Below are 21,149 nucleotides of genomic sequence, written 5' to 3'. Positions count from 1 at the left end.
TCCGTGCTCCCAAACTGCGACAAGGGTGACATCGTCCGCTTCACCCCGCGACTATGCCGACAGCCGCGCCACCAATCTGATCGATCCGAAATTCTTCTATGTTGGCGTATCGCGCACGAAGCTATCGGTCGCAGTCTACACCAATGACCGCGCAAAGCTGGTCGCCGCCATCGGCGAGCGTGCGGGCCAGGTGCGGACCGCAATGGCACAGGCAGCCGTGCCAATGCCCAGCGCCGGCAAGGCGATGGGCGCCGGGTTGGCATAACCACGACCGCCGCGGCGCAAATCAGGGCTCGATGAAAATCCCATGGCAGGTCAGGCGGAACAACGATGAGACGCCAGCACAGCCCTATCTGGGCCCTCCTTCAATGAATAATCAATTTAGCGAACGATCGTGGCCTTCCAAAGACTGCCTTCCGGGGCAAATTCGAACCGAAGGAAAAAGCTATCGAGTTCAAATTTCATCCATCGATGAACATAACCGATCAAGGCGTCTGGCTTACCTCCTCCACTCTTCACCGGAGGCCTCAGCAGTTCTGTGGCTAACTGTTCATTCCACCCAGAGGCTTCATACGGGCCGATCAGTCCCTTATAGGGCTGATACCCCTCGTGGCTCGTCGCATAAAAATGAACATGATTAACGACACCGGCCCTTACGCCGATTTCGACACCACTCAGCAGAAACTTATAAAATACTGTGTGTCCTTGCGGATCATTGTACTCCACCGGTGTTTCAGAGATGGACGGCGTTTCTTCGCAGCTTCTCAAGAAGGACTTGAACTCAAAAGATTCCTCTCGTTTGGAGAGTATCTTGAGCATATCCGGCCAGCTTATCATCAATCAATTATCCAAAGCGCTTGGTTTCTGGATTTAATTTTGGCGACTGTGTCATCAACCAACCGCTTCCGGCTATGGCAGTGTGTCTGGAACAGGATATCCTTCACAAACATAGACATCATCGACGCTACACTCCGGGTATACCCATTTCTTCCAATTTTCCTTCAGCCATTTTGCCGAAATCGATCGTCTTATCTCAGATTCTTTCGGAAGAATAACGGATATTAGCCCACCCTTGTATCCCGACGAAACTATGAGCCCCATACCCGTGTCGCACTCCAATGGATCAAACACCATGAAGTCGACGATATCTTCATAGGGCCACTTTGCTGGAAAACGAATTACAGAGCCCCTAACAATTACATCTGATTCAAATTTTATAAGCCGCATCCATTCTGATTGAGTCATAGAAAAATCCCAGTTTTATGTCATGCTTTCCAGATATATCTTTTTTATCTTCATAAATTGATCCATCTATATTCATTTCACCTTGATGGTTGCCTCTTTTGTCCAAAATCTCATAGCGACCATGCTGACTATCAACCGCATAATAATTGCCAGTTTTTGGATCACGATAGATGTCTCGGCCGTTTATACGGGACAGCTTGCTATCCTTCATCCATCCGTTACCCGTCGCCACGTCGGCCAGTTTCGTGCGAACCGTTGCTACGCGCTCGCCGGGAGATAAGCCCACCAAACTCTTCTCAAACTCGCCGGCCGAAGTAGGCTTGTTTGGTAGATCGACCTTGTCCTTGTGCCCTGGCAGGAGGATGGAGGCGGCGGAGCTGGCGCCGCCTGTGGTGATGGCCTTGACGATGTCGAGCACGAGCGGGCCGGCGGCCTCGCCCTGTTGCGCGCGGCCCTCGAACTGCTGGTCGGCATTGCCTGTCGCCTTACCCTGCGCGGCCGTCTCGCCACCCCGGACGTACTGGTCGACCATTGCCTTCTTGTCGCGCACATAGTCGGCAGCGAACGCGGCCGGGTCGGTAAGTGCCTGCTTGCCCTTGTCGATGAACGCCCCCGCGACACCCTCGACCACATCGTCGGCATTGGAGAACACCGCGCCGTCGGTCATCTTGTTGATCGGATAGGCGGCCGCGTTGCCGAGCAGCTCGGCCTGGGTCTTGATGTCGCCAAGCAGCGCATCGCCCGTGCCGACAACCACCCCCGAGGCCTCGGGCGCGTTCTGCTTGAACGCCGATCCCGCCTCCTTGACCAGCTTGCCCATCGCGCGCGCCAACAGGTCGGCGTCGGTGGGATTGCCGTCGACAACGATCGCCCCCTCGGGCGCGCCATTGGCGACCGCATTGCGCTCGGACGCTGCGCCAAGTGCCCTCACCAGCGCCTTGTCGGCGTCGCTCAACGGCTTGCCTGCAAGCCCGTCGAGCGTGTTGCCGTTGAGGATCAGCGCGATTGACCGGTCGCCTTCGGGCGTGTCCGGTATCCCAGAATTCGGGAACGCTGCGCGATAGGCGGCCACCTTCTCCGCATTGGCCGCCTCGATGATCGCAGCGACCTGGTCCGGATCGGCATTCGGACCGAGCGCCAGCACGGCTTGTGTCGTCTTCTCGTCGATCGCATCTTGTGCCTGGCGCGCGGCCGGAACCTTCAGCGCATTGCCGATCGCGAGCAGATCGTCCGCGAGCGCCGAGCGCGTGGCGTCGTTGCCGTCAAAGTCCTTCGCTAGGTCCTTGGCGCTTTTCAGGATCGCGCTGTTGGCGACATCGCCCTTCCCCAGCGCGGCCAGTTCGCGCGCCGCCGGTTCGCTCGCATAGACGGTGAAGGCGCTCTGCGTGTCCTTCGTCACCACCTGCGACTGCGCCACGTCGCGATTGATCTCGGTGAGCGGCGTGCCGCCCGCCGGATCGCCGACCGTGACAGTGCCCTGGCCGACCGTGCCGCGCGTCTCCTGGGCGAAGGTCGAGCTTGCATAGCTGCCGTCGACCACCGGACTGTTCGCGCCGGGGAGCCCGGCCTTGAACGGATCGTTGACACTGGCCGACACGCCGACCGACACGTCGCGCGACCTCGCGCTGTCGGCGATGTCGCTGACCTGAAGCGCGCCCATCTCAAGGCTCAGCCGACCCGTATCATTGCCCGCCTCGTCGACCGCGGCGATCACGCCGCCGATGATGTTGGTCGTGCCAGAGACATCGGCTTTCAGATCGCCGCCGCGCGCGATCAGCGCCGATTGATCCCGGACCACCGCCGAGTCCGCGCTGCTCTTCGACGCCGAAACGCTCGCGCCAAACCCGGCGGGCCCAGTGACCGGAGTTCCGGCCTGTCCGCCCAGCGCGGCATCAACCTTGCCGAGGCTGCCTACGCCAAGCTTTTTGGCCAGCCCCGCACCATTGGTGCTTGGGCCAGTGATTGACGCGCCAAAACTCGATGTATTGCCGTGACTGCTCGCGGTGTCCTCCACACTCTCGACGGTGAGATCGCCGCCCACATCAGCGACCACATCGTGACCCTCGGCGACCGCGCCCTTAAGCGTGGTATCACCGTGCGAGCGGATGGTGAGGGTGTTGTCCGCGGTGACATGCGTATTGACCTGCTCAACCGAGGCGGACGTGCTGCTGCCCCTCGAGCTCGAGAAGAACGCGTTGGGGGCCGCCGTGATCCCGCCCGCGCCGACCCCGACCGTCGCGCCGATGCCGGCGCCCGAACTCTTGTTCTTGGAGCTGCTCTCGAAGCTGTTCTCGGCCGATTGCAGCAGGATCTCGTTCGCATCGAGCAGCATGTCGTCGGTCGCGGTGATATCCGAGCCGGTGACCGTTAGGGTCCCCGCGGACGCGCCCGACCCCGCGGGCGCTCCAGCGGCGGACCCGTTGGCAACAATGTTCACCTCGCGCGCCGCGACCGTCGAGCCTGAGACAAGCTCTGCATGGCTCTCACTCGTCGATTTGCTCTTCGAGAAGCCGAGATTGGCAGAGATGCCCGCGGCGTTGGTGACCGCGCCCAGCACGCTGTCGACCGTGCGCAGCGTCTCGGAGACCGCGGTCACGCCGGTCTGCGCCGCACCGCCCGCGGCGCGATCATCAATCCGTCCGGGCAGCCCCGTCACGCTCTTCACCGCACCCGAGACATTCTCATAGGGCTTGATCGACAGTCCGAACGAGGATGACGTGTTCAAGGACGTGGTATCCACGGTATCGGTGGCATGCTCGATGATCACATTCTCGCCGCCCAACGTGACGCCGCCCTCGGGCGCGACCACGTCGCTGCCGGTCACCCGCACCGTCCCCCGGGGGGCCGCGAGCGTGACGTCGCCGGTCGCCGAGCCGATCAGCGATCCGACATGGTTTGTGCTGTCGGCGGTCTCGTCCTGGCGCGTCCTGGCAACCCCCGCGAACAGTCCGCCGCCGCTCATGCTGACCCCCGACTGCTTGACCTTGACGCTCGAGGCCTGGTGATCATGCTCGGCGAGCGCGCCGATGGTGACATCGCCCTGGTCGCTCGCGACCCGCACATCGTCCGTGCCCACCACATTGCCGCTGAGCACGCGCACGCCGTCGCGGCCGTGCAGGGCGACGGTGTCTCCCGACAGGGTGGATGCGACCACCGTCTCGTCGCTTGCCTCGTAATGCGTCGTGGTCTTCTTCGAGGAGAGCAGTCCCGAAGTCTTCCTGAGCGTGTCGACCGTGACCGATGCCTTGTCGGTCACGCCCTCGAGCGCGATGCTGCCCGCGTCGGCGTTGAGCGCGCCCCGGGCATCGATCTCGGCGCCCTTGACCGAGAATGCCCCCGGCGTTGTAAAGCTGGCATCGCCGCCGACGGTGATGGTGGACAGGCGGTTGGTTGTGCTCGACGCGCTCTCGCTGAAGCGCGTCTTGCCGTCGCGCCCTTCGCGTGTGCTGCTCGCGCTGTCGATGGCGGAGGCTATGCTGATGCCGTCCTCACCCCGGGCGGCCAGATTGCCGCCGACATCGATATCGGTGCCGGTGACGGCAAGCCTGCGGCCAGCGGACATCGACAAATCGCCGGTCGTCGTCACATGCCCCGCGATGCTGGTGACACTGGTCTCGGTCGCGCTGCCGTAATGCCTGCGGTCGTCGCGCCAGGCGGTCGCGGTGCGTGTCGTCTGGGTCGCGTTCTCGAGCCTCAGGTCGCGGTCCGCCGACAGCGTGAGATTGCCGCCGGTGATCGTGCCGCCGCGATTGACGAGATCGTTGGTCGCATGGACGCTGCCAACGCCGCCCAGCTCGAGGCGCCCGGTATTGAGGATGTCGCCGCCGGTGATGTCGCTTGCTTGCGTAGCGCGGATGAACCCTGAATTGACGAGCGCGTCGGGCGCGCGCAGCGCGACATTGGTGCCAGAGATCACCGCGCCGCCCGAGGTCAGGTCGCGCGTGCCGACGCTCGCCAGATAGAGCCTGGGCGCCAGCAGTTTTTGCGGACCCGATGGCGTCTGGACGGTCACCTCGACCAGCAGCACGATATCGCTGGTCAAGGTCGCCATCTGCTCCGCGCTCAGGCCGATACCGGGCGCGAGGTTGAACCTCCTGGCGTAGAGCACGCCATTGTCCATCAGCGCGCGGTACTGCTCTTCATTATTGGCATAGCCGGCGAGCCGCCCGATGCCGGCCTGGGCGACGAGCTGGTCGGTGATGAGCTTCTGCTCGTAGAGCGCGTCGCCCAGCCGCTTCTGCGTGCGCCTGGGATCATAGCCGAGCGCGTTGAGGAAATAGTCGCTCGACAGGAAGCTGCCATAATTGGTGAAGCGGGGATCGGTCTCGACCAGATAGGAGGCCTGTGGATCGGCGAAACGGAACAGACCCGACAGATCGAGGAACAGCACCGGCGCGCCGCCAATGATCTCGGCCTTGAGCCCGGCGAGCGTGCCCGGGCCCGTGACCGCGCCTGCCAGCGCGAACTGGCCGCCGGTGACGGTGAGCGCGGCGCCCGAAAGATCGACGCCCGCGACCCCGGTCACCGTATCGGTCGCCAGACCGCCCGAGACGGTGCCTGCATCTCCACCCGCAACCGCTTGCGCGCCGGCGCCTGTCCCGACCGCGCCCGTCGCCGCGCCCGAGACGCTGCGCGCATAGCCATTGGCATCGCCGCCGCTGCCCGTCACGACATTGGCGATGGTGGGGGCGGTGATCGACACCGTGCCGCCCGCCGAGACCACGCCCGGGGCGACCACGATGGTCTCGGTGGTGGTGACGGGGCCGTCTTCGAACGAGCTCGTGTCGCACGCCCCTGAACCGCCGAGGCCACAGGACTTGACCTCGCCCTTGATCGTGGTCACCGAGGTGCGCGTACCCGTGAGTGCCTCGTTGGTGAAGCCACCGGCCGCGCCGCTCGCCTGCGTGCTCGCAATCGAACCGCCGTTGAACACGAAATTGCCGCCCGCGGCGATTGTCGAGTAGCGGTTGGCAAGGCTGTTGCCGACAGCCACGATATCGCCGCCTGCAATGATCCGCGCCTCGCCGCTATCCTCGATGAGCGCGGTCTCGGTGATGTCGGCGACGCCACGCACGCCCATCAAGGTCGAGCCCGGCGCGACATCGATCTTGCTCCTGTCGACGGGCACGCGCACGTCTTCCTGGGTGACCGTGCCGAATGCAAAGCGGGTGCGCTCGTTGACGATGGTGTCGGCGGCGAGACTGATCGAACCCTGCGCCTCGATCGTCGAAGAGCCGTTGGTGAGCGATGCAGCGCGCGCACCGCTGGCGCCGCCGATGCTGATATCGCCAAGGCTGTAGAGGAGCGCGCGGTCGAGATTGGCGATCGTGCCATCGGATCTGAGATCGAGCAGGTCGCCGCGCGCCGCGATCACCGCCTGCGCGCCGCTGTTGAGGATGCCGCTCCTGCCCGTGACCGAGACCGTGTCGCCGAAGATCGCCGCGCGGTTCTCGATACGATCGGCGGCGAGCGTCACCTCGCCGCCGTTGATCAGCCCGAGATTGACGATGGCATTGCCCGCGGCGAGATCGACGACACCGCCCTCGATCGCGCCGGTGGCGGCGTTGGTGAGATCGCCGCCCGCGCTGATGCTGACCCCGCGCCCGCCCTCGAGCCGGCCCTGATTGAGGGCGTTTCCGCCGATGTCGAGGCTGAGCGTGCCCGCAGCCGACAGGCTCTCGCCTTCGCCAAGGCTCCAGTCTCCGCCAAGCGCAAAGCCGAGATCGCCGCCCGAGACCAGCTTGCCCAGCCGCGCGGTGCCGACATCGAGGTGCAGGCTGGTTCCCGCCGCGATCGTGCCGGCATCTGCTCCAGCACCGTTGTCGAGGTCGGTGGCGACGATCGACAGCGCATGGGCAGCACCAAGGCTGCCGCGATTGGTCAGCGTCTCGCCAAGCGTGAGCCTGCCGTCGCGCGCGGCCCAGAGCGTGCCTGAGGCGGCGTTGGTGAGGGTTTGCGCGTCGATGGTCAGGTCGCTGCCCGACGCGATCGTGCCGCTGTTGGCGATGCCGAAGGCGGTGAGCGCAACCGTGCCCGCAGCCCCCAGCTCGCCTTGATTGGCGAGCGTCTCGGTCACGAGTGCAAGTCCATCGACGCCCGCTGCGATCTTGCCGTTATTGGCGATCGTCTGGCCGGCCTCGATCGAAAGCGCGTCGCCTTCGATCGCGCCGTTATTGGCGATGCGCACCGCGGCCAGCAGATCGAGCGTGCGGCCCGAGAGGCTGCCGCCATTGGAGATCTGGCCGGCGTCGATGCTCAGCGCGTCGGCAAACAGCGCGCCCTGATTGTCGAGGATCTGCGTGGCGAGGGTGAAGGCGCCCGAAGACGCGATCGTCCCGCCTGCCGCATTGGTCAGCCCGAGCGTCGCGCTGAGGTCAAGCCCGGAACCAGCGGGCGCACTGGCGCCCGCGCGCGACACTATCGTGCCCGCGCCATTGTCGAGAATGCCCGAGACGGTGACGTCAAGGCCCGCGAGACTGTCGATCGTCCCTGCATCATTGAACAGCCTGGCGGCGGTGAGCGCGAGAGCGCCATTGGACAGCAGCGCGCCGCTGCGATTGTCGAAATCCTCGATCAGGCCGAGCGTGCCACCGCCCAGCGTCTCGATGCGCCCCCCCGCATTGACCAGGGACCCCGCCGCAAGATCGAGCGCGCCATTGCTCGCAAGCACGCCGGCGCTGTTGTCGAGAGTACCCGCAGGCACACCCATACCCATGGGTGCACCTGCGGGCACTTCAGCAAGGTTGAGAGCAAACACCCCAGTGCCAGCCGAGCCGATTGTCCCCCGTGCATTGACGAGGCTGGCCGCGGCGATGGTGAGGCTGTCAGCGCGGATGTCGCCGCCGCTATTGTCGATCGTGCCGGTGAAGGCGAATGTCGCTGTGCCCGGGGTTTCGATCGTGCCGCCCGCATTGATCAGCGAACCGCCCACAAGATCGAGGCTCGCGCCCTGGAGCACGCCCCCCGACAGATCGATCGCCGGCGCCTTGAGGCTGATCGCGCCGGGGGACGCGATCAGCCCGCCGCTTCCGGTACGCAGCGAACCGGAAGCAGCATTCAGGGACATCGAGGACGCATCGAGCACGCCGCCCCCCAGCACGATATCGCCCGCGGTCGCGGTCGCGGCCAGATGGCCGCCCGCGGTCAGCCGGCCGCCGGGCGCGAGGCTGATAGAGGCGGCGGACAGGGTTGCGGTGCCGGAAGAGCCCAACACGTCCACCGCCTCTATCGCCCCTTGCGCGGTAAGGCTGAGGCTGATCCCCTCATGCGCCACCGCCAAAAGACTGCCGCCCATAAGGCTCGCGACATCGAGCGTCATGTCGCCCGCGCTTTCGATCCGGCCCGAAGCGTTCGAGACGGCGCCGGCGCGCAGTGTCAGCGCGTCGCCGCTCGCCAGAAGGCCGGTGTCGTTGCTCAGGGCATGTGCGATGGCGACGTGCGCGGCGCCCGCCGCGGTGATTTCTCCACCGGCATTGATGAGCCGCTCGGCGGCCAGCGCCAGCGATCCGTTGGTGCCGATGACGCCGGCGCTGTTGTCGAGGAGCCCCGCGGCCGCGATATCGAGCCGCCCGGTCCCGCCGTGGAGGATCGCGCCGCCCAGATTGAGGATCTCGGCGGCATGGAGCGTGAAACTGGCGCCCGCGGCGTAGATCTCGCCCCCCGAATAGTCGACGCTGCCGCTGCTGGTCAGCACAAAGTCCTGAGTGCCCGTCTGCCTCAACCTGGCGCGTCTGAGCGACAATGTGCCGGCGTTCAGTGCAAAGGCGTCGGCCTGGAGCAGCCCGCCGTCGAGCACGAAGCGGTCGGCGGCGATCGCAGCAAGGGCATCGGTCCGGAGGCTCGCCTCGCTCGCATCGATCGTGCCCGTCGCCGCCAGCGACAGGTTGCCCGACGAAGCCGCCAGCGTGTCGGGACCCGCCAGGCGGAGGTCGCCTGCGGTCGCTACAATGTCGAGCGTGCCGAGCGCCGTGGTCGTCGCATTGGACAGATCGACGCTCGCGCCCGTGATCTTGACCGCGCCATTGCCGCCGATGACGCCACCGGCACCGTTTATGACGGCCCCTCCTGAGCTTGTCGAAGGGCCGGTAGCGGCGAGCGTGAGTGTATCGGTCCCGGTGGCAAGGATCGAACCCGAATTGACAATATCGCTCGCGCGCAGGTCAAGTGCTGCGGCGGCCTCGATCGTCCCGGCATTGGTGAGTTGCGCCGCCGCGAGCGACAGTCCGTTGCCGCTCGCGATGAGGCCCGTGCTGGACACCGAGCCCGACACCGTAAAGCGCGCATCGCCCGCCGCGCTGATGTCACCGGCATTGGCAAGCCCGCTTGCGGTGACAGCGAGCGCGCCATTGCCCGCGATCTTGGCACCAACGGTGTTGGCGAGGCTGTCCGCGTCAACCGTCAGCGCGCCGCTGCCGGCATGCGCGATGGTGCCCGCGTTGCTCAGCGTTCCCGCCGACAGGTCGAACGCGGCACTGTCGACGACGATCTCGCCGCGGTTGTCGATCGTTCGCGTTACCGCGAGTACTGATGCGCCATCAGCGCCAAACGCGGCCAGCAGTCCGTCATTGACGAGCTCGCCCGTCGCCACCGCGAACGTGGCGCCCTTGATGCTGCCCGCAGCGCCGATGACCAGCGTGTCCGCATCGAGCGCGAGTGCCCCCGCGGTCTCGACGACACCGCCCTCCACCGAGACCGATGCGCCGCTCAAACTTAGTCCCGAACTGCCCGCGATCCGCGCGCCGCCTGCAACGCTCAGCGTATCCACCGCAGCGACGCCGAGCGGTCCGGCCGCGGTCAATTGGCCATCGGCGCCGCTCAGCAGCAAGGATCCCGCGCGCAGGCCGAGCGCTCCGTTGGATCCTATAACCGTATCGGCGGCGCTGACCGCGCCGCTTGTGTCGATCTCAAAGCCATCAGAACCAAGGGCGAGGATCGCGCCGCCGATGCTTGCCACTCCGGCAGCCGCGATCCTCGCCGCACCGTGCGACTGGATCACGCTGTCCCGAAGGCTGATCCAGTCACCCGACAGGTCGAGCGTCGCGCGCGCATCGACCGTGCCTCCAATGTTCTCAAAACGCCCGAAACGCAGCCCCACATTGCCACCCGACAGGATTCCGCGGTTGACGAGCGTCGCAGCGTCCGCCTCGAGCGCGCCTGCCGCGACCACCCGGCCCGCCGCGGCGATATCGAGCGCATCGACCGCAGCCAGACGTACATCGCTGCCCTGGACCAGCCCGGCAAGCGCGATCTCGCGACCCGAGATCCCGACCGCGCCGGTGGCGAGCGCCTGGCCCGACAGCATCATGCTGTCGGTCGCGCGGATCGCCAGATTGCCCGTGCGCGTCAGCGTGCCGTCGCGCGCGAGCCCGGCCGCAAGCGCGCCAGCATGGTCGATCGTGCCCGCGCTCACCGCAAGATTGCTCCCGCTCGCGATGATGCCGTCGCCGGTGAGAGCACCGCGCACTGCAAGCCCCAGCGGTCCGTCGGCATAGGCGGCCCCCGTGACCTCGGCCTCTTGCGCCTTGATGTCGATCGTGCCCCCGCTCGTGATCCGGCCCGACAGCGTCAGCTTGCCGTTCACATCGAGGCTGAAGCCGCGCTCGAGCGACGCCAGATCGCCCGCGACATTGACCCCGAGCCCCGCCTCGGTGCCGATCAACTGGATCGCACCCGCGTACATGCCGCCGAGCGCCGCCACATCGAGCGCGAAGCACGGCGCTGGCTGGGCTGGCGTTCCAGGCGCGGTCACGATGATGCTACCATCCGCCGTCGCCAGCTCGGCGGCGCCCGCGGCGACATGGATCGCATCCGCCCAGACGCCCGCATTGACCGCAATCGCGCGCGCGAACAGGTCGAGCCGCGCGCCCGAGGCATCAAGGCCCTGGCCGCCAATGTCGATCGCCCCGTCCGCGATGCTGAAGCCGCCCAGGCCACCCGCGCCATCCATCCGGGGACGCCCCGCTGCCAGGGTGACGACCGGAGAATTCAGGAATCCGCAACCAGACAGCTAATCCCGTATGGATTGGCGATCACCAGCTGCGCCGGCGCACCTGCTATCTCGATATATCCGGCAAGGCTGGATGGATTGGCGCCGACAACCTCGTTCAGGATCAGCGTGGCGGGGCCGGTGGCCTTGAGGCTCTTGTTGCCGTCGATCCAGCCACCCAGCCGGGTCTGTGTGATCTTGTCGCTGTTGTTGAGGATGAGGTTGCGGTCGTCGACGTTGAAGTCCGTATAGCGATTGTGGCTCACCCCCCTGGCCGAGGGCGTCGCGATCCTCACGATCGGCGTGCCATTGCCCGCGACATCCATCCGCGGCGCATTGGGACCGGCCTCGGGTACAATGCGCACAGCGGCCCCGTGGGGCGGGGCCGATTGAGCGGATTGCTGTGCACTGACGGGCACCGCAACGAGCGCCAGCGCCAAAGCGCTGCGGCTTACCGGCGACAGGGCGAGCGTCGCTCCACGCCGTGCCTCAGCCGCCCGATCCACTCTGCCTGCAAGCACACGCCACCTCGATCCGCCCATCGGTGCGACCGGGATGGCCGAATGCCACCAAACCGCCGCAATGCGCCAAAAGTCGCTATCACAGGGTGCGGCGAACCCAGCGTAAACAATGGTAATTTCGAGCTGCACGCGCTTGCGCCGGCAGTCGTCGACCACCAGAAAGACCCGCAGTCCTCTCCGAAACCGGAGTGCTTTTCAACGCAATACAGGGGAACGGGGCCGCCGTCCCAGACGGACCCGGTCTTCTTGTGTTGCTTCAATTGTATCGAGGTGCGCCCGTCCGCTCAGCTCTTGCCATGGGGTGGGGGGCGGCCGCTTGGCGACCCAATGCGCCATCATGACAGCGTCGGAACCGGGCCGGACCATGCATCGGGCGGTGGCTGCTTCAGTATTTTGACGACCATCGCGTAGCTGATCCCATGCGCCGCGGCCATGGCGGCATAGGTCTCACCCGCCCGGCGTCGGGCGTGGACGTCGGCGAGCACCGCATCGGGAACATGTTGCGCTTGCCGCCCCGGCGGACGACGCGGCGCCACCGCCTCGCCGCGCGCAGCCGCACGGTGATGGCGTACCACCGCGCTCACCGTCGCCTCGCTCACCCCCAGCGCGCGCGCGATCTCACGATAGCTCTCGCCGGTGTTGGCGCGCGCCACCATCTCACCTTCGAGTGGGCCGATGCGTTTACGGCGCGGGCGCGCCTCGGCCGCGCGACGCTTGCCGCGACCGTACAGCCTGGCCGGATAGCTCCGCACCGCGTCCGCGTCTTCGGGTATCAGCACGAACGCCTGACAGCCCGTGCAACGCAACTGGCGCCGGTCATGATCATCGGCTCTGCGCCTGCGTCCAAAGCCATGATGGACCAGCGTGCCCACCTCCCCGCAGGCCGGACAGCCAAGCGCGTCAAGCGGTGGTGCGATGCCAAGGCGGACCCTGGCCTCCCACTGCCCCGAAGGGTCGAGTTCAAGCAGCCACGCCCTGAAGCGCATGGTCCAGCGTCTGACAAGCTGGATATCCGCACCCAGCTCATCGGCGGCCTGGGCATAGGGCTTTTGCTGCGACAGCAGCCCGATAAAACCGGCGAGCAGATCCTTGCGCGCGAGCCCGGCCAACGGCGTGCCCGTGCCGCGCTTGAAATATCTACGGCACGCAGAGCAGCGAAAGCCCGGCATTCCGTCAGCCATGACGCGCGCCCGATGGATGACGCGCGTACGCGCATGGCCGCAATGCGGGCAGGCCGGCGGCGTCTCGTCATCCGACAATATCGCCTCGACCAAAGGCAGAAGGAAGCCAGTCAGGCCCAGGTCCTCGGTGTCAGGAATCGGCCGCCCGCAGCGCACGCGCGGGATCATCGGATCGAAGGTGCGGCGGGGGGACAATGGATCTGTCATCGCGTCATCATGGTGCGTGGTGATCGGCGCGATGCATAGTCGTGATCAGGAGCACATCGAGATCAAAATCAATAGGCCCATTTTTCTGTCGCGATGCTCCAAGGGGCCGGTCCGCGGGCGCACCTCAACCTATTCCGGCTTGTGGCGCGACCCCAGGAGCCGGACGAGGTTGCACTAGCACGGTCCGGGCGAACTCGATGTAAACAATAGCCAACCAGGCATGTAGGCGCCTGGCGAGACACGGTCAGGCCCAGGCAGGTCCGGTATTCCACCTGAGCACTGTCATCATACAGGATAACGCGCTGTCCTTTCAGCTGGCCCCGTTCTTTGGGGGCGCCAGGCATTTTGATATCCGAGATAGCGCAAAGGTGGCTGCGATGCTGCGCATCGAGCCCGCAAATTTGAGACACACCCTACGCACGCGTGCATGTCCGTTATCCGCCACTTTCCGAGGGTGCGATCCGCGTGCGCATCTGCCGTCGCGTTCAAAAATGACGCAATTGCGCGACGCCTCAAGGCTGCGCTGCGCTGTCGCGGGACAGCGTCACCCTGACATCGCGGCTCCTCACATTCCGATGCCCGGCCCCCGGCTCCTGCCCCACCCGATCATATCGGCAAGGCTTTGGCCGAGGCTGCGCTCAGGGATGTTGGAGAGCCCGAGCTGGTGTCGGCGCCCGCGCAGCAGCGATTCGAGTTGCGGATCGCGCTCGAGGCTTTTGGCCATTTCCGCCATGGTCTGGGTGACCCTGCTCGCGGCGCGCTCCTCATAACGCCCAAGCAGCCGCTGGCGCTTCTGGTCGAGCACCTGCCAGCGATTGATGAACATATCGGCGCGCAGCCTGGGATCGGTGCGCAGCTCGGCTTCGAGCTGCATCGCGCGGATCGCCCTTTGGGTTTGTCCCCCCGCAGCGTCGCGGATCAGCCCCCGGTCCGCGGCAAAGGCCGCCTCCAGGTCGTGCGCACCGTGGGGAGCGAGCCTGTCGATCTCAGCGCGGCTCGCCTGAAGCTCAGCGCGCTGCTCGGGCGATGCCGGATCGCCGACGCTCTGTGCGAACAGGATCGCCGAGACGATCCGGCCATGCCGCGCGACCGTGCGGTGGGGGTCGGGCCCTGGCGCGAGCGCACCGCGCTTCGGCTGCGGCGCGGGCGCGCGCTGTCGTGCCCGAAGATTGTCCACCATCTGACGCGCCCTATGAGGCGCCGTGCGGACAAGTTCAGCGATCCGCGCGGCGATGCCACGGCGTTCGGCAAAGGCGCGCACAGGATCGGTGCGATCATAGTCGCCCGCCATGTCCTTGGAGCGCTCGCGCGACAGCGTGCGCAAGAGCGCTCGCTCATCGGTAAAATCGTCACGGCCATAGTGAAGTTCAACGCCGTCGCGGTGCCGCGACAGTGCGACATAGCTCGCATGGCGATCGAGCCCAGGGGTGGCGAGCACATGCACCCGGTCCACCGTCAACCCTTGAGCCTTGTGGATGGTCGCGGCATAGCCATGGTCGAGATCGGCATAATCCTTGATGTCGAAGGCGACACTGCGCCCATCGTCGAGCAGCACGCTCATCCGCAGCGCATCGACGCGCGCGATCCGGCCGAGCGACCCGTTTTTGACCCCCAGGCTGCGTTCGTTCCTCAGGAACATGATCCGGTCGCCGCGCGCGAACGAACGCTCGCCGCGTGCCGTCTCGATTTCGACCTCATCGCGCAGCTGACGTGCCGCGCGCAGCCGCGCGCGCGCCGCCTCGTTGAGCAGGCGCACCTCGTCATTGGTGTGGGTGAGGATGATCCGGCTCGCCTGCGGCCGGGCGCTGCGCTCCCTGTCCCAGCACTCGATCAGCCTGGCGCGCGCTGTCTCGCGCGTGGCTGCGGCATGAACGGCCCCGTGCTCGCGATAGGCATCAAGGGCTTCGCCGACACGCCCGGTCGCCAATGCACGCGTCGCGTCGCGCTGCCAGCCCTGGTGCTGGCGGCGAATCTCGGTGATCTCGACCCCGCCTTGGGCGGAATGGATCGCGCGAAACGCCGCCCCCGCCTCGATCGCCTGGAGCTGCTGCGGGTCGCCCACCAGCACCAGTTTCGCGCCGCGCTTTTCGACCTCACTGATCACCCGTTCCATCTGGCGTGCGCCGATCATTCCCGCCTCGTCGATCACGAGCACGTCGCGCGGAGTGAGCAGATCGCGATCCTGCCGCCATTGATGTTCCAGGCTCGCGATCGTGCGCGCGGGGATAGCCGAGCCGCTTTCGAGATTCTCGGCGGCGATCCCCGACAATGCTGCCCCGCGGACGCGGTAGCCCGCGAACTCCCATGCTTCGCGCGCGACGCCCAGCATCGTCGACTTGCCGGTGCCCGCATAGCCGATCACCAGCGACAGATCGGCGCCTTCTGTGATATGGATGAGGGCGCGACGCTGCTCGGCACCGAGCGACACGCCGCGCGTCCCGGCTGACGCTTCGCCCCTTTCGACGTCCGATGCCGGGACGCGATGGCGCATGCGTGCGGCGAGGGTCTGCGCGGCCTGCTCGAGGCTGTGTTCGGTTGCGATCATCGCGCGCGAGGTGAACCGGTCCTCGCCGCGGCCGTCCTTGCCCAGGGCGACGAGATCGGGCGCGCCGCGCACCGCGTGCATGCACTGGTCGAACTGGTCCTTGCCGTCGCTATGTCGGTGGATGAACACCGCAAGGTCGCGTTTGGTGAAGGTCGCTTGTGTGTGCGTGATCGCATCGAGCGCGATGCCCGGATCGGCGATGATACGCATCCCGTTGCGGCGCGCGATCGCGCAATGCTCTTCGAGCCGCTCGCTTGTCCGCCCTTGCGCGACCATGCGCAAGGCCGCCGGCCCGATCTTGTGCTGGGGCTCAAGGTCGATCCCCTGGGCTTCGAGCGAGCGATGATCTACCGCCGCATCGATATCGAGTTCGGCTAGGCGACGATTGACATGGCTCGCCCAGGCTTCGCGCCAGTGCTGCAGCAGCTCTGCCCGGTTCCAGTCGCGCACCTTGGCGCCGAAGCCGTTCTCGTCTACCGAACGCATGGTCAGCATCACATGCGCGTGCGGCTTCGCCAGCCCGTCGGCACCGACATCCCAATGCACGTTGAGGTCGGCGATCATGCCGCGGTCGACGAACTCGGCAGCCACAAAATCGCGCGCGAGCACGATGCCCTGTTCCTCGGTCATCTCGCGTGGAATCGCGAACTCGATCTCGCGCGCCAGTTGCGCGTCGATACGCTTCTCGGCCGCCTCGACCGCGTTCCAGAGCGTGTCGCGATCCGCAAATGCGTCGGGCGCACCACCCGGCAGCAGTATTTCGCTGTGGACGACGCCCGCCTTGTTGGAGAAGTCGTGGGTGCGCTCGAGCCGCTGGTCGTGGATGCGCGACGCCGATCGATAGGCCGCGCACGCTACCGCGCTGCGCCCGGTCGCGCGCGAAATCACCTTGGCCGAGAAATGGTAGATCGCCATCGCGACCATACCAACTACACCTGAAAGCGCACGTCGGCACGACGTATAAGCGCGCCCTCAAAAGATTTCATCTTTCTCGCGACCGCGTAATCTCAGGAGATTTCACGATATTTACGCTGATCGAGCGCGTGAATTAGGGTGGGTGCATCCACAACACGCAACGGATTTGGCTATGCGGCGGCCACGCGATTTCGACTCAGAACTCAAGGCACTGGCCGACAAGACGCGCGCGCTGAAGGAGCGCCGCGTACGTGAGCTGGGTGCGTTGGTGATGGCGTGCGGTGCTGACGTGCTCGACATCGATCTGCTGGCGGGCGCCCTGCTCGATGCCGCCAACTGCGACGACATGATCAGGCGCGAGGAGTGGCGTCGCAGCGGCGCCGGCTTCTTTCAACGCACGCGCGGCAATGCGCGCGGCGCTCGTCGCGGGCCACAGGGCAGCGAAGCGGGCACAGGCGATGCGATATCGCCTGCAGGCCGGACGGGCGCGGCGTGACGTTCGCGATTGGCAAGTGAAGCGCCGCGAGCGCACGCGCCGCCTCATCGAGCTCGGCGGTCTCGTCGTGAAGGCCGGGCTCGTCGATCTCACCGACGACGATCGCACCGTCCTTTACGGCGCTTTTCTCGGCATGGCCGCGCGGCTGCGCGGCGACGATCGCGCGCAGGCGCTGCTGCTGTGGCGCAGGCGCGGCAAACGCGCGTTCGAAAACGAGGCGCCAGCGCCGCGCGAGCCGTGACCGCGACGTCGAGTATTGCCGACTACAGTATATCCTCCAGCGCATGGCATAGCCGCAGCAGCGCCTTGGCTATGTGACGCTCGACATCCGCGATACTCAGGTCGAGCCGATGCGCGATGCGGTCGTAGCCGAGATTCTCGAAGCGGTGCATCATGAAGACCTCACGCGTTTGTGGCGGAAGGCTGACAATGGCATCTTCGATGCGCCGCACCCTCTCGCTTTCGGGATCGCGCACAAGGCGGGGCAGGGGCCAGCGATCGATGCTCTGCAGGCGCGCAATGCGCGCACGCATCCTGACGAGGGACGTAAGCATGGGCTATCTCCCGCATCTGGGTTCGCGTGCATGGAGGGGGGCATCGCGCGAGGCGCGGTAGAGCGTGATGCCGGCCTCGATCCTGTCGAGGATGAAGCAATCGCGCTCGGCGCGCGCGGCCCCAATATCGGCAGTGCACAGCACATTGAGATCGACTGCGCAGCGGTTGCCCATTTCGCGCTGGACGATGTTGCGTGCGCGCTGCCAGCAGCGCTCATCGGTGTGGAGCGGATGGTCGACGATTGCCCAGAACTCATAGTCGGAGAATTCGAGCGTATGTCGGTCCTCGTACCAGCTCCGTCTGGCATAGGGACCGATCAGGATGATGCGGCCGATACGCCCGGGCTCGGGCGCAAGCACCTGTTCGGGATCGAAGCAGCCGCGCAGGATACGCGTGATGCGTTCGATCTCCTTCTGCTTGCGCCGGATGAGATGGCCCACGCGCGCCATCACGACTTCGCGCGCATAGATGTCGTTGGATGTTTCGAATGTCATGGTTTTGCCTTGCACGCCGGCAGCTGCACTCAGCGGTGCGGTTGGTGCAAGCGGTGCCCACTGCTTTTGCAGCGGCCGTCCGGCCATGACGGGCGGACGTGTTTATGCCTGGCAGGGTGATCCTCGGAACGGCTGCCAGCATTTCCGTTCCGTGCCAAGAATATGCCTCAGAATGGCGCAGCAGGCAATCGGGGGCACCGATGGGCCGTCGACCGTCGGTCGCTTGCAGATACCGAGGAGGCTCAAGCTGACATTCACAGCTCCCGGGCGTTTCCACTCGTTAACGCTATCCGTTTTCATGGGAGGCGTGAGTTGTTGAACTCCATCCGCAGCATCTGACGATCCTCAAGATTGCGCCAGGCGTCCGCGCTTGGCAGACTCCTCTGCACTATGACGAAATCCGGAAGCATGGAGCAGAAGCTCGTTGAGATCGTTCACTTCTGCCGCGAGAAGGCAAAGGAGTTACGCGCAACCGATCCGAACGACATTCCGATGCGGACCCGAATGGCACACTTTGCTCACATCCAGGACAGATCGGGGGAAACCTATGTCCAAGTGGGTATGGACGCTCGCCTGCGGATCCAAGAATGGTGCTTCGAATATCTCAAACGCCGCGGGTGGACCCACCTTATCAGCGTGTCGCACTGCGCGGAGCGAATCGAGGAGGCAATCGCCTTCCGATTCTTCAAGACCTGCCGTCCGGTCGATACTGGGACGATATCCAAAATGGTCAATGGGCTCGACAAGTCGATCCAAAATGACGTGAGGCCGCACCGTTATCTTTGGCCTTGCCACATTTGCTATGGTGACAGCCCATCCGAATTTTTGATTGGCACTGTTCGATTTCGGCCGACGATCAATTGCCGCGACGAGATCGACACTGCGATCGCATCTTGGGGATCGGAACTCGACAAGAGTTTTCGTACGCGCATCGAGGAGCACTATTCCTCCTTCGGCTGGATCGCAGACGTGACGGTCGAAACGTCTGATAAGGCGGCCGCCAAGCGGATGTCGCTTCTTGCAGTCCAGATCGCTCTCACAGCTATTAAGCTCCTTCTCTCTCACGGCGGGACGGAGAGCCGGATTCGAATGTCGGAGCAGCAGAACTACCTGTTGGAGCGCGCGGAACTGCACTTCATCCGAGACGAGCCTCATCTGACTTGGCACCAGACTGCGGGTCAGGCCCCGTTCGCTAAGTCATGGTGGGAGGACCTTAACCGAGGCGACAACGCCGAAAGGCTGCGCGCGCTCGACCGGGTTGTGCGCGCCGTGATTCAGCCCACTGAGCAGACATTCCTGAAGTTGAAATATCTGAACGCTCTACGATGGTTTAATGACGCCTCGATCGACACGCATGCCGCCTCAAGGATCACAAAATTCGTGACGGTCCTCGAAACGCTAACCGGCTGCAACGAACGCGACGACCTTGCAGAGGCTGTTGGCGAGCGCGTGGCGTATTTTCTGGGCGGCTGGCCAGAAGAGGGGATGCCCGAGGAGGTTAAGGCAAAGGTAAAGCGCATCTACGCGGTGCGCTCGGAACTAGTGCACGGCGTGCGCGATCCCATAGACCTCGAACTCGGACGCATCGCCACCAGCGTCGCCCATCTTGCGCACATGACGCTGGTCGCGTTCCTTGATCTCTTGATATTCATCGGCATCGACCGGAACGATTACGACCATGCGAAGCTTCGCAGGGACTTCGCCGTTATAAAGAACAACGACCAGCGGATGCGTGCTGCAGGGGCGGTCTGCCGCCCCCCGACGAATGGCGGGTTTCGATTGAGCTAACAATCCCACGACGTCAATTGCACGCGCTGCGACCCCTACGGTTTGGCTTGATCGCCCCGCGATAATCGTTCTACCAAGGCACTCTCCAGCTTGGCGCAACACTGATACAGCTTTCGGATCTGTTCCCGCCTTGCGTCAAACATACCCTCGTGCGCCATGTCCAGATCATGGACGAGAGCTTGGAGACGGCCGAACCATCGTCCGCTTGCCTCGTCCACCTGTGTCGCTGCTTCGAGAAACATATTTTCGAATGCCCCGAAACCGAGAACCGAGAAATGGCGGGCGGCCGTCTTATCCTCCAGCAGCATGAGATCCCCAATGGCGGCCTGCCAGTCCCTGTAAATATAAGCCTCCTTGATCCCAAAGATCACTGCTGCCTCACCGGCCGTTGCCTTTACGAGCGCCTTGGGGATATCAACGCTTGCTTTCTGCCGGACGATAGCAGCGCAGCGTTCGGCAAGTTCGACCTGATCGGCATCCGTCAAATCTCGGGCACCCAACACGCCCTTTCCCGCTAGATATTCCGCGCGTTCACCATCAACGAGATTGGCCGCGACGCTTTTTACCGCCTCGTCCATAGAGTGCACGCGCCACAGGCCAAGCAGCTCTTCGAGCCGTTGAAGCTCGACATGCGTTCCATCCGCCAGAGCGCCCTCGAGTTCGGCGATTGCCTGCATCTCGCTTGACGCAGAAGCTTGGTCCGGATCGAGATAGCTTCGCTCCCGCCGGATGGCGCGGATCCAGCCAAGAAGGGCAGCAATTCTGTAGAGCGTGCTGATGCGCTTATATTCAAGGAACGGGATGTTCGGTGCATCTGAGCGAAGATACCGAGACTGCTTCTTTTCGACGATTTCATGCAGTCGGTGCTTCAAGCTCGTGACCGCATCTTTTAATGGATCGGCATAGAGACGCACCAAATCTTTGTGTGCCCGCTTGTCCGCCTCCTTCTTGTCAGCAACCTCGTCCGCTCTCTTTCTGCTGGCGAGATAGATTGCCATGACAATGTCGCGGGCGACTAAACCAACCAAAACTCCAGAAAGTGCAATGAAAGCGGCAACAATATGCGGTGAGGCAAGCACTGTTCCATGGGAGACTGTACTATCGATGGATGCGTTCAAGTTGTTAATCGTCGAATTCATGCCGCCCCCAAGATTATGTCTTTTGTTTCGATGAAGCATGCCGGCAACATTTCTGCAAGCACGGCAACGATGCCGTCG

13 protein-coding genes are annotated in these 21,149 nt (G+C 64.6%); 4 read left to right on the top strand and 9 right to left on the bottom strand.

Going from position 1 to position 21,149, the window contains the following annotated elements; translation table 11 throughout:
• Positions 1–25: 25 nt before the first annotated feature.
• The gene (locus D3876_RS02240; protein WP_119759478.1) at positions 26–265 is read left to right on the top strand and encodes a hypothetical protein; all 240 of its coding nucleotides are present in this window, start codon (positions 26–28) and stop codon (positions 263–265) included.
• Between the two features lie 116 nt (positions 266–381).
• Here the strand turns inward: D3876_RS02240 and D3876_RS02235 are convergent, their stop codons facing one another.
• The 6 genes from D3876_RS02235 to traA all read right to left on the bottom strand — a co-directional run bounded on the left by D3876_RS02235 (position 382) and on the right by traA (position 16,599).
• A complete protein-coding gene (locus D3876_RS02235) occupies positions 382–837 on the bottom strand; it encodes a hypothetical protein (RefSeq protein WP_147417561.1) in 456 nt (151 codons plus the stop codon).
• Between the two features lie 72 nt (positions 838–909).
• Positions 910–1,227, bottom strand: coding sequence for an Imm45 family immunity protein (gene imm45 / locus D3876_RS21180; protein ID WP_119759476.1), 318 nt, complete (start codon positions 1,225–1,227; stop codon positions 910–912).
• Complete coding sequence (locus tag D3876_RS02225) at positions 1,208–11,191, bottom strand: hemagglutinin repeat-containing protein (RefSeq protein WP_119759475.1); 9,984 nt, start codon at positions 11,189–11,191, stop codon at positions 1,208–1,210. Before D3876_RS02225 ends, imm45 begins: the two co-directional genes overlap by 20 nt.
• A 38-nt stretch (positions 11,192–11,229) precedes the next feature.
• Positions 11,230–11,736 carry a filamentous hemagglutinin N-terminal domain-containing protein gene (locus tag D3876_RS02220; RefSeq protein WP_182911835.1) on the bottom strand — a complete coding sequence of 169 codons (507 nt, stop codon included), beginning with the start codon at positions 11,734–11,736 and terminating at the stop codon, positions 11,230–11,232.
• 350 nt (positions 11,737–12,086) lie between these two features.
• Positions 12,087–13,139, bottom strand: coding sequence for a DUF746 domain-containing protein (locus D3876_RS02215; protein WP_119759473.1), 1,053 nt, complete (start codon positions 13,137–13,139; stop codon positions 12,087–12,089).
• Between the two features lie 565 nt (positions 13,140–13,704).
• Positions 13,705–16,599 (bottom strand): Ti-type conjugative transfer relaxase TraA, encoded by a 2,895-nt coding sequence (gene traA / locus D3876_RS02210; protein WP_119760921.1) that lies wholly within the window; start codon positions 16,597–16,599, stop codon positions 13,705–13,707.
• 172 nt (positions 16,600–16,771) lie between these two features.
• On the opposite strand from traA, the gene traD reads away from it, so the two are divergent.
• Both traD and D3876_RS02200 read left to right on the top strand, forming a co-directional pair.
• Positions 16,772–17,095 (top strand): conjugal transfer protein TraD, encoded by a 324-nt coding sequence (traD, locus tag D3876_RS02205; protein ID WP_119759472.1) that lies wholly within the window; start codon positions 16,772–16,774, stop codon positions 17,093–17,095.
• On the top strand, positions 17,058–17,336 hold the full coding sequence (locus D3876_RS02200; RefSeq protein WP_119759471.1) for a conjugal transfer protein TraD: 279 nt from the start codon (positions 17,058–17,060) through the stop codon (positions 17,334–17,336). Before traD ends, D3876_RS02200 begins: the two co-directional genes overlap by 38 nt.
• 22 nt (positions 17,337–17,358) lie before the next feature.
• Here the strand turns inward: D3876_RS02200 and D3876_RS02195 are convergent, their stop codons facing one another.
• Complete coding sequence (locus D3876_RS02195; RefSeq protein ID WP_119759470.1) at positions 17,359–17,649, bottom strand: sigma factor-like helix-turn-helix DNA-binding protein; 291 nt, start codon at positions 17,647–17,649, stop codon at positions 17,359–17,361.
• A 3-nt stretch (positions 17,650–17,652) separates the two neighbouring features.
• Positions 17,653–18,144: a hypothetical protein gene (locus D3876_RS02190; protein ID WP_238475205.1), complete on the bottom strand. Its 492-nt coding sequence runs from the start codon at positions 18,142–18,144 to the stop codon at positions 17,653–17,655.
• 408 nt (positions 18,145–18,552) lie between these two features.
• Between D3876_RS02190 and D3876_RS02185 the strand changes: the two genes are divergently transcribed.
• On the top strand, positions 18,553–19,932 hold the full coding sequence (locus D3876_RS02185; protein WP_119759469.1) for a HEPN domain-containing protein: 1,380 nt from the start codon (positions 18,553–18,555) through the stop codon (positions 19,930–19,932).
• Positions 19,933–19,967: 35 nt separating this feature from the next.
• Here the strand turns inward: D3876_RS02185 and D3876_RS02180 are convergent, their stop codons facing one another.
• Positions 19,968–21,071, bottom strand: coding sequence for a hypothetical protein (locus tag D3876_RS02180; RefSeq protein WP_147417559.1), 1,104 nt, complete (start codon positions 21,069–21,071; stop codon positions 19,968–19,970).
• Positions 21,072–21,149: the final 78 nt, after the last annotated feature.

This window comes from Sphingomonas cavernae, assembly GCF_003590775.1.
Classification (GTDB): domain Bacteria; phylum Pseudomonadota; class Alphaproteobacteria; order Sphingomonadales; family Sphingomonadaceae; genus Sphingobium_A; species Sphingobium_A cavernae.
The sequence above is the reverse complement of the archived record's forward strand: the minus strand, read 5'-3'. Positions and strand labels throughout refer to the sequence as shown.

Bases quoted from the DNA above. Each gene is read 5' to 3' on its own strand.
- D3876_RS02235 (WP_147417561.1), bottom strand. From the start codon at position 837: ATGATAAGCTGGCCGGATATGCTCAAGATACTCTCCAAACGAGAGGAA.
- imm45 (WP_119759476.1), bottom strand. From the start codon at position 1,227: ATGCGGCTTATAAAATTTGAATCAGATGTAATTGTTAGGGGCTCTGTA.
- D3876_RS02225 (WP_119759475.1), bottom strand. From the start codon at position 11,191: ATGGATGGCGCGGGTGGCCTGGGCGGCTTCAGCATCGCGGACGGGGCG.
- D3876_RS02215 (WP_119759473.1), bottom strand. From the start codon at position 13,139: ATGACAGATCCATTGTCCCCCCGCCGCACCTTCGATCCGATGATCCCG.
- traA (WP_119760921.1), bottom strand. From the start codon at position 16,599: ATGGCGATCTACCATTTCTCGGCCAAGGTGATTTCGCGCGCGACCGGG.
- traD (WP_119759472.1), top strand. From the start codon at position 16,772: ATGCGGCGGCCACGCGATTTCGACTCAGAACTCAAGGCACTGGCCGAC.
- D3876_RS02200 (WP_119759471.1), top strand. From the start codon at position 17,058: ATGCGATATCGCCTGCAGGCCGGACGGGCGCGGCGTGACGTTCGCGAT.
- D3876_RS02195 (WP_119759470.1), bottom strand. From the start codon at position 17,649: ATGCTTACGTCCCTCGTCAGGATGCGTGCGCGCATTGCGCGCCTGCAG.
- D3876_RS02190 (WP_238475205.1), bottom strand. From the start codon at position 18,144: ATGACATTCGAAACATCCAACGACATCTATGCGCGCGAAGTCGTGATG.
- D3876_RS02185 (WP_119759469.1), top strand. From the start codon at position 18,553: ATGGAGCAGAAGCTCGTTGAGATCGTTCACTTCTGCCGCGAGAAGGCA.
- D3876_RS02180 (WP_147417559.1), bottom strand. From the start codon at position 21,071: ATGAATTCGACGATTAACAACTTGAACGCATCCATCGATAGTACAGTC.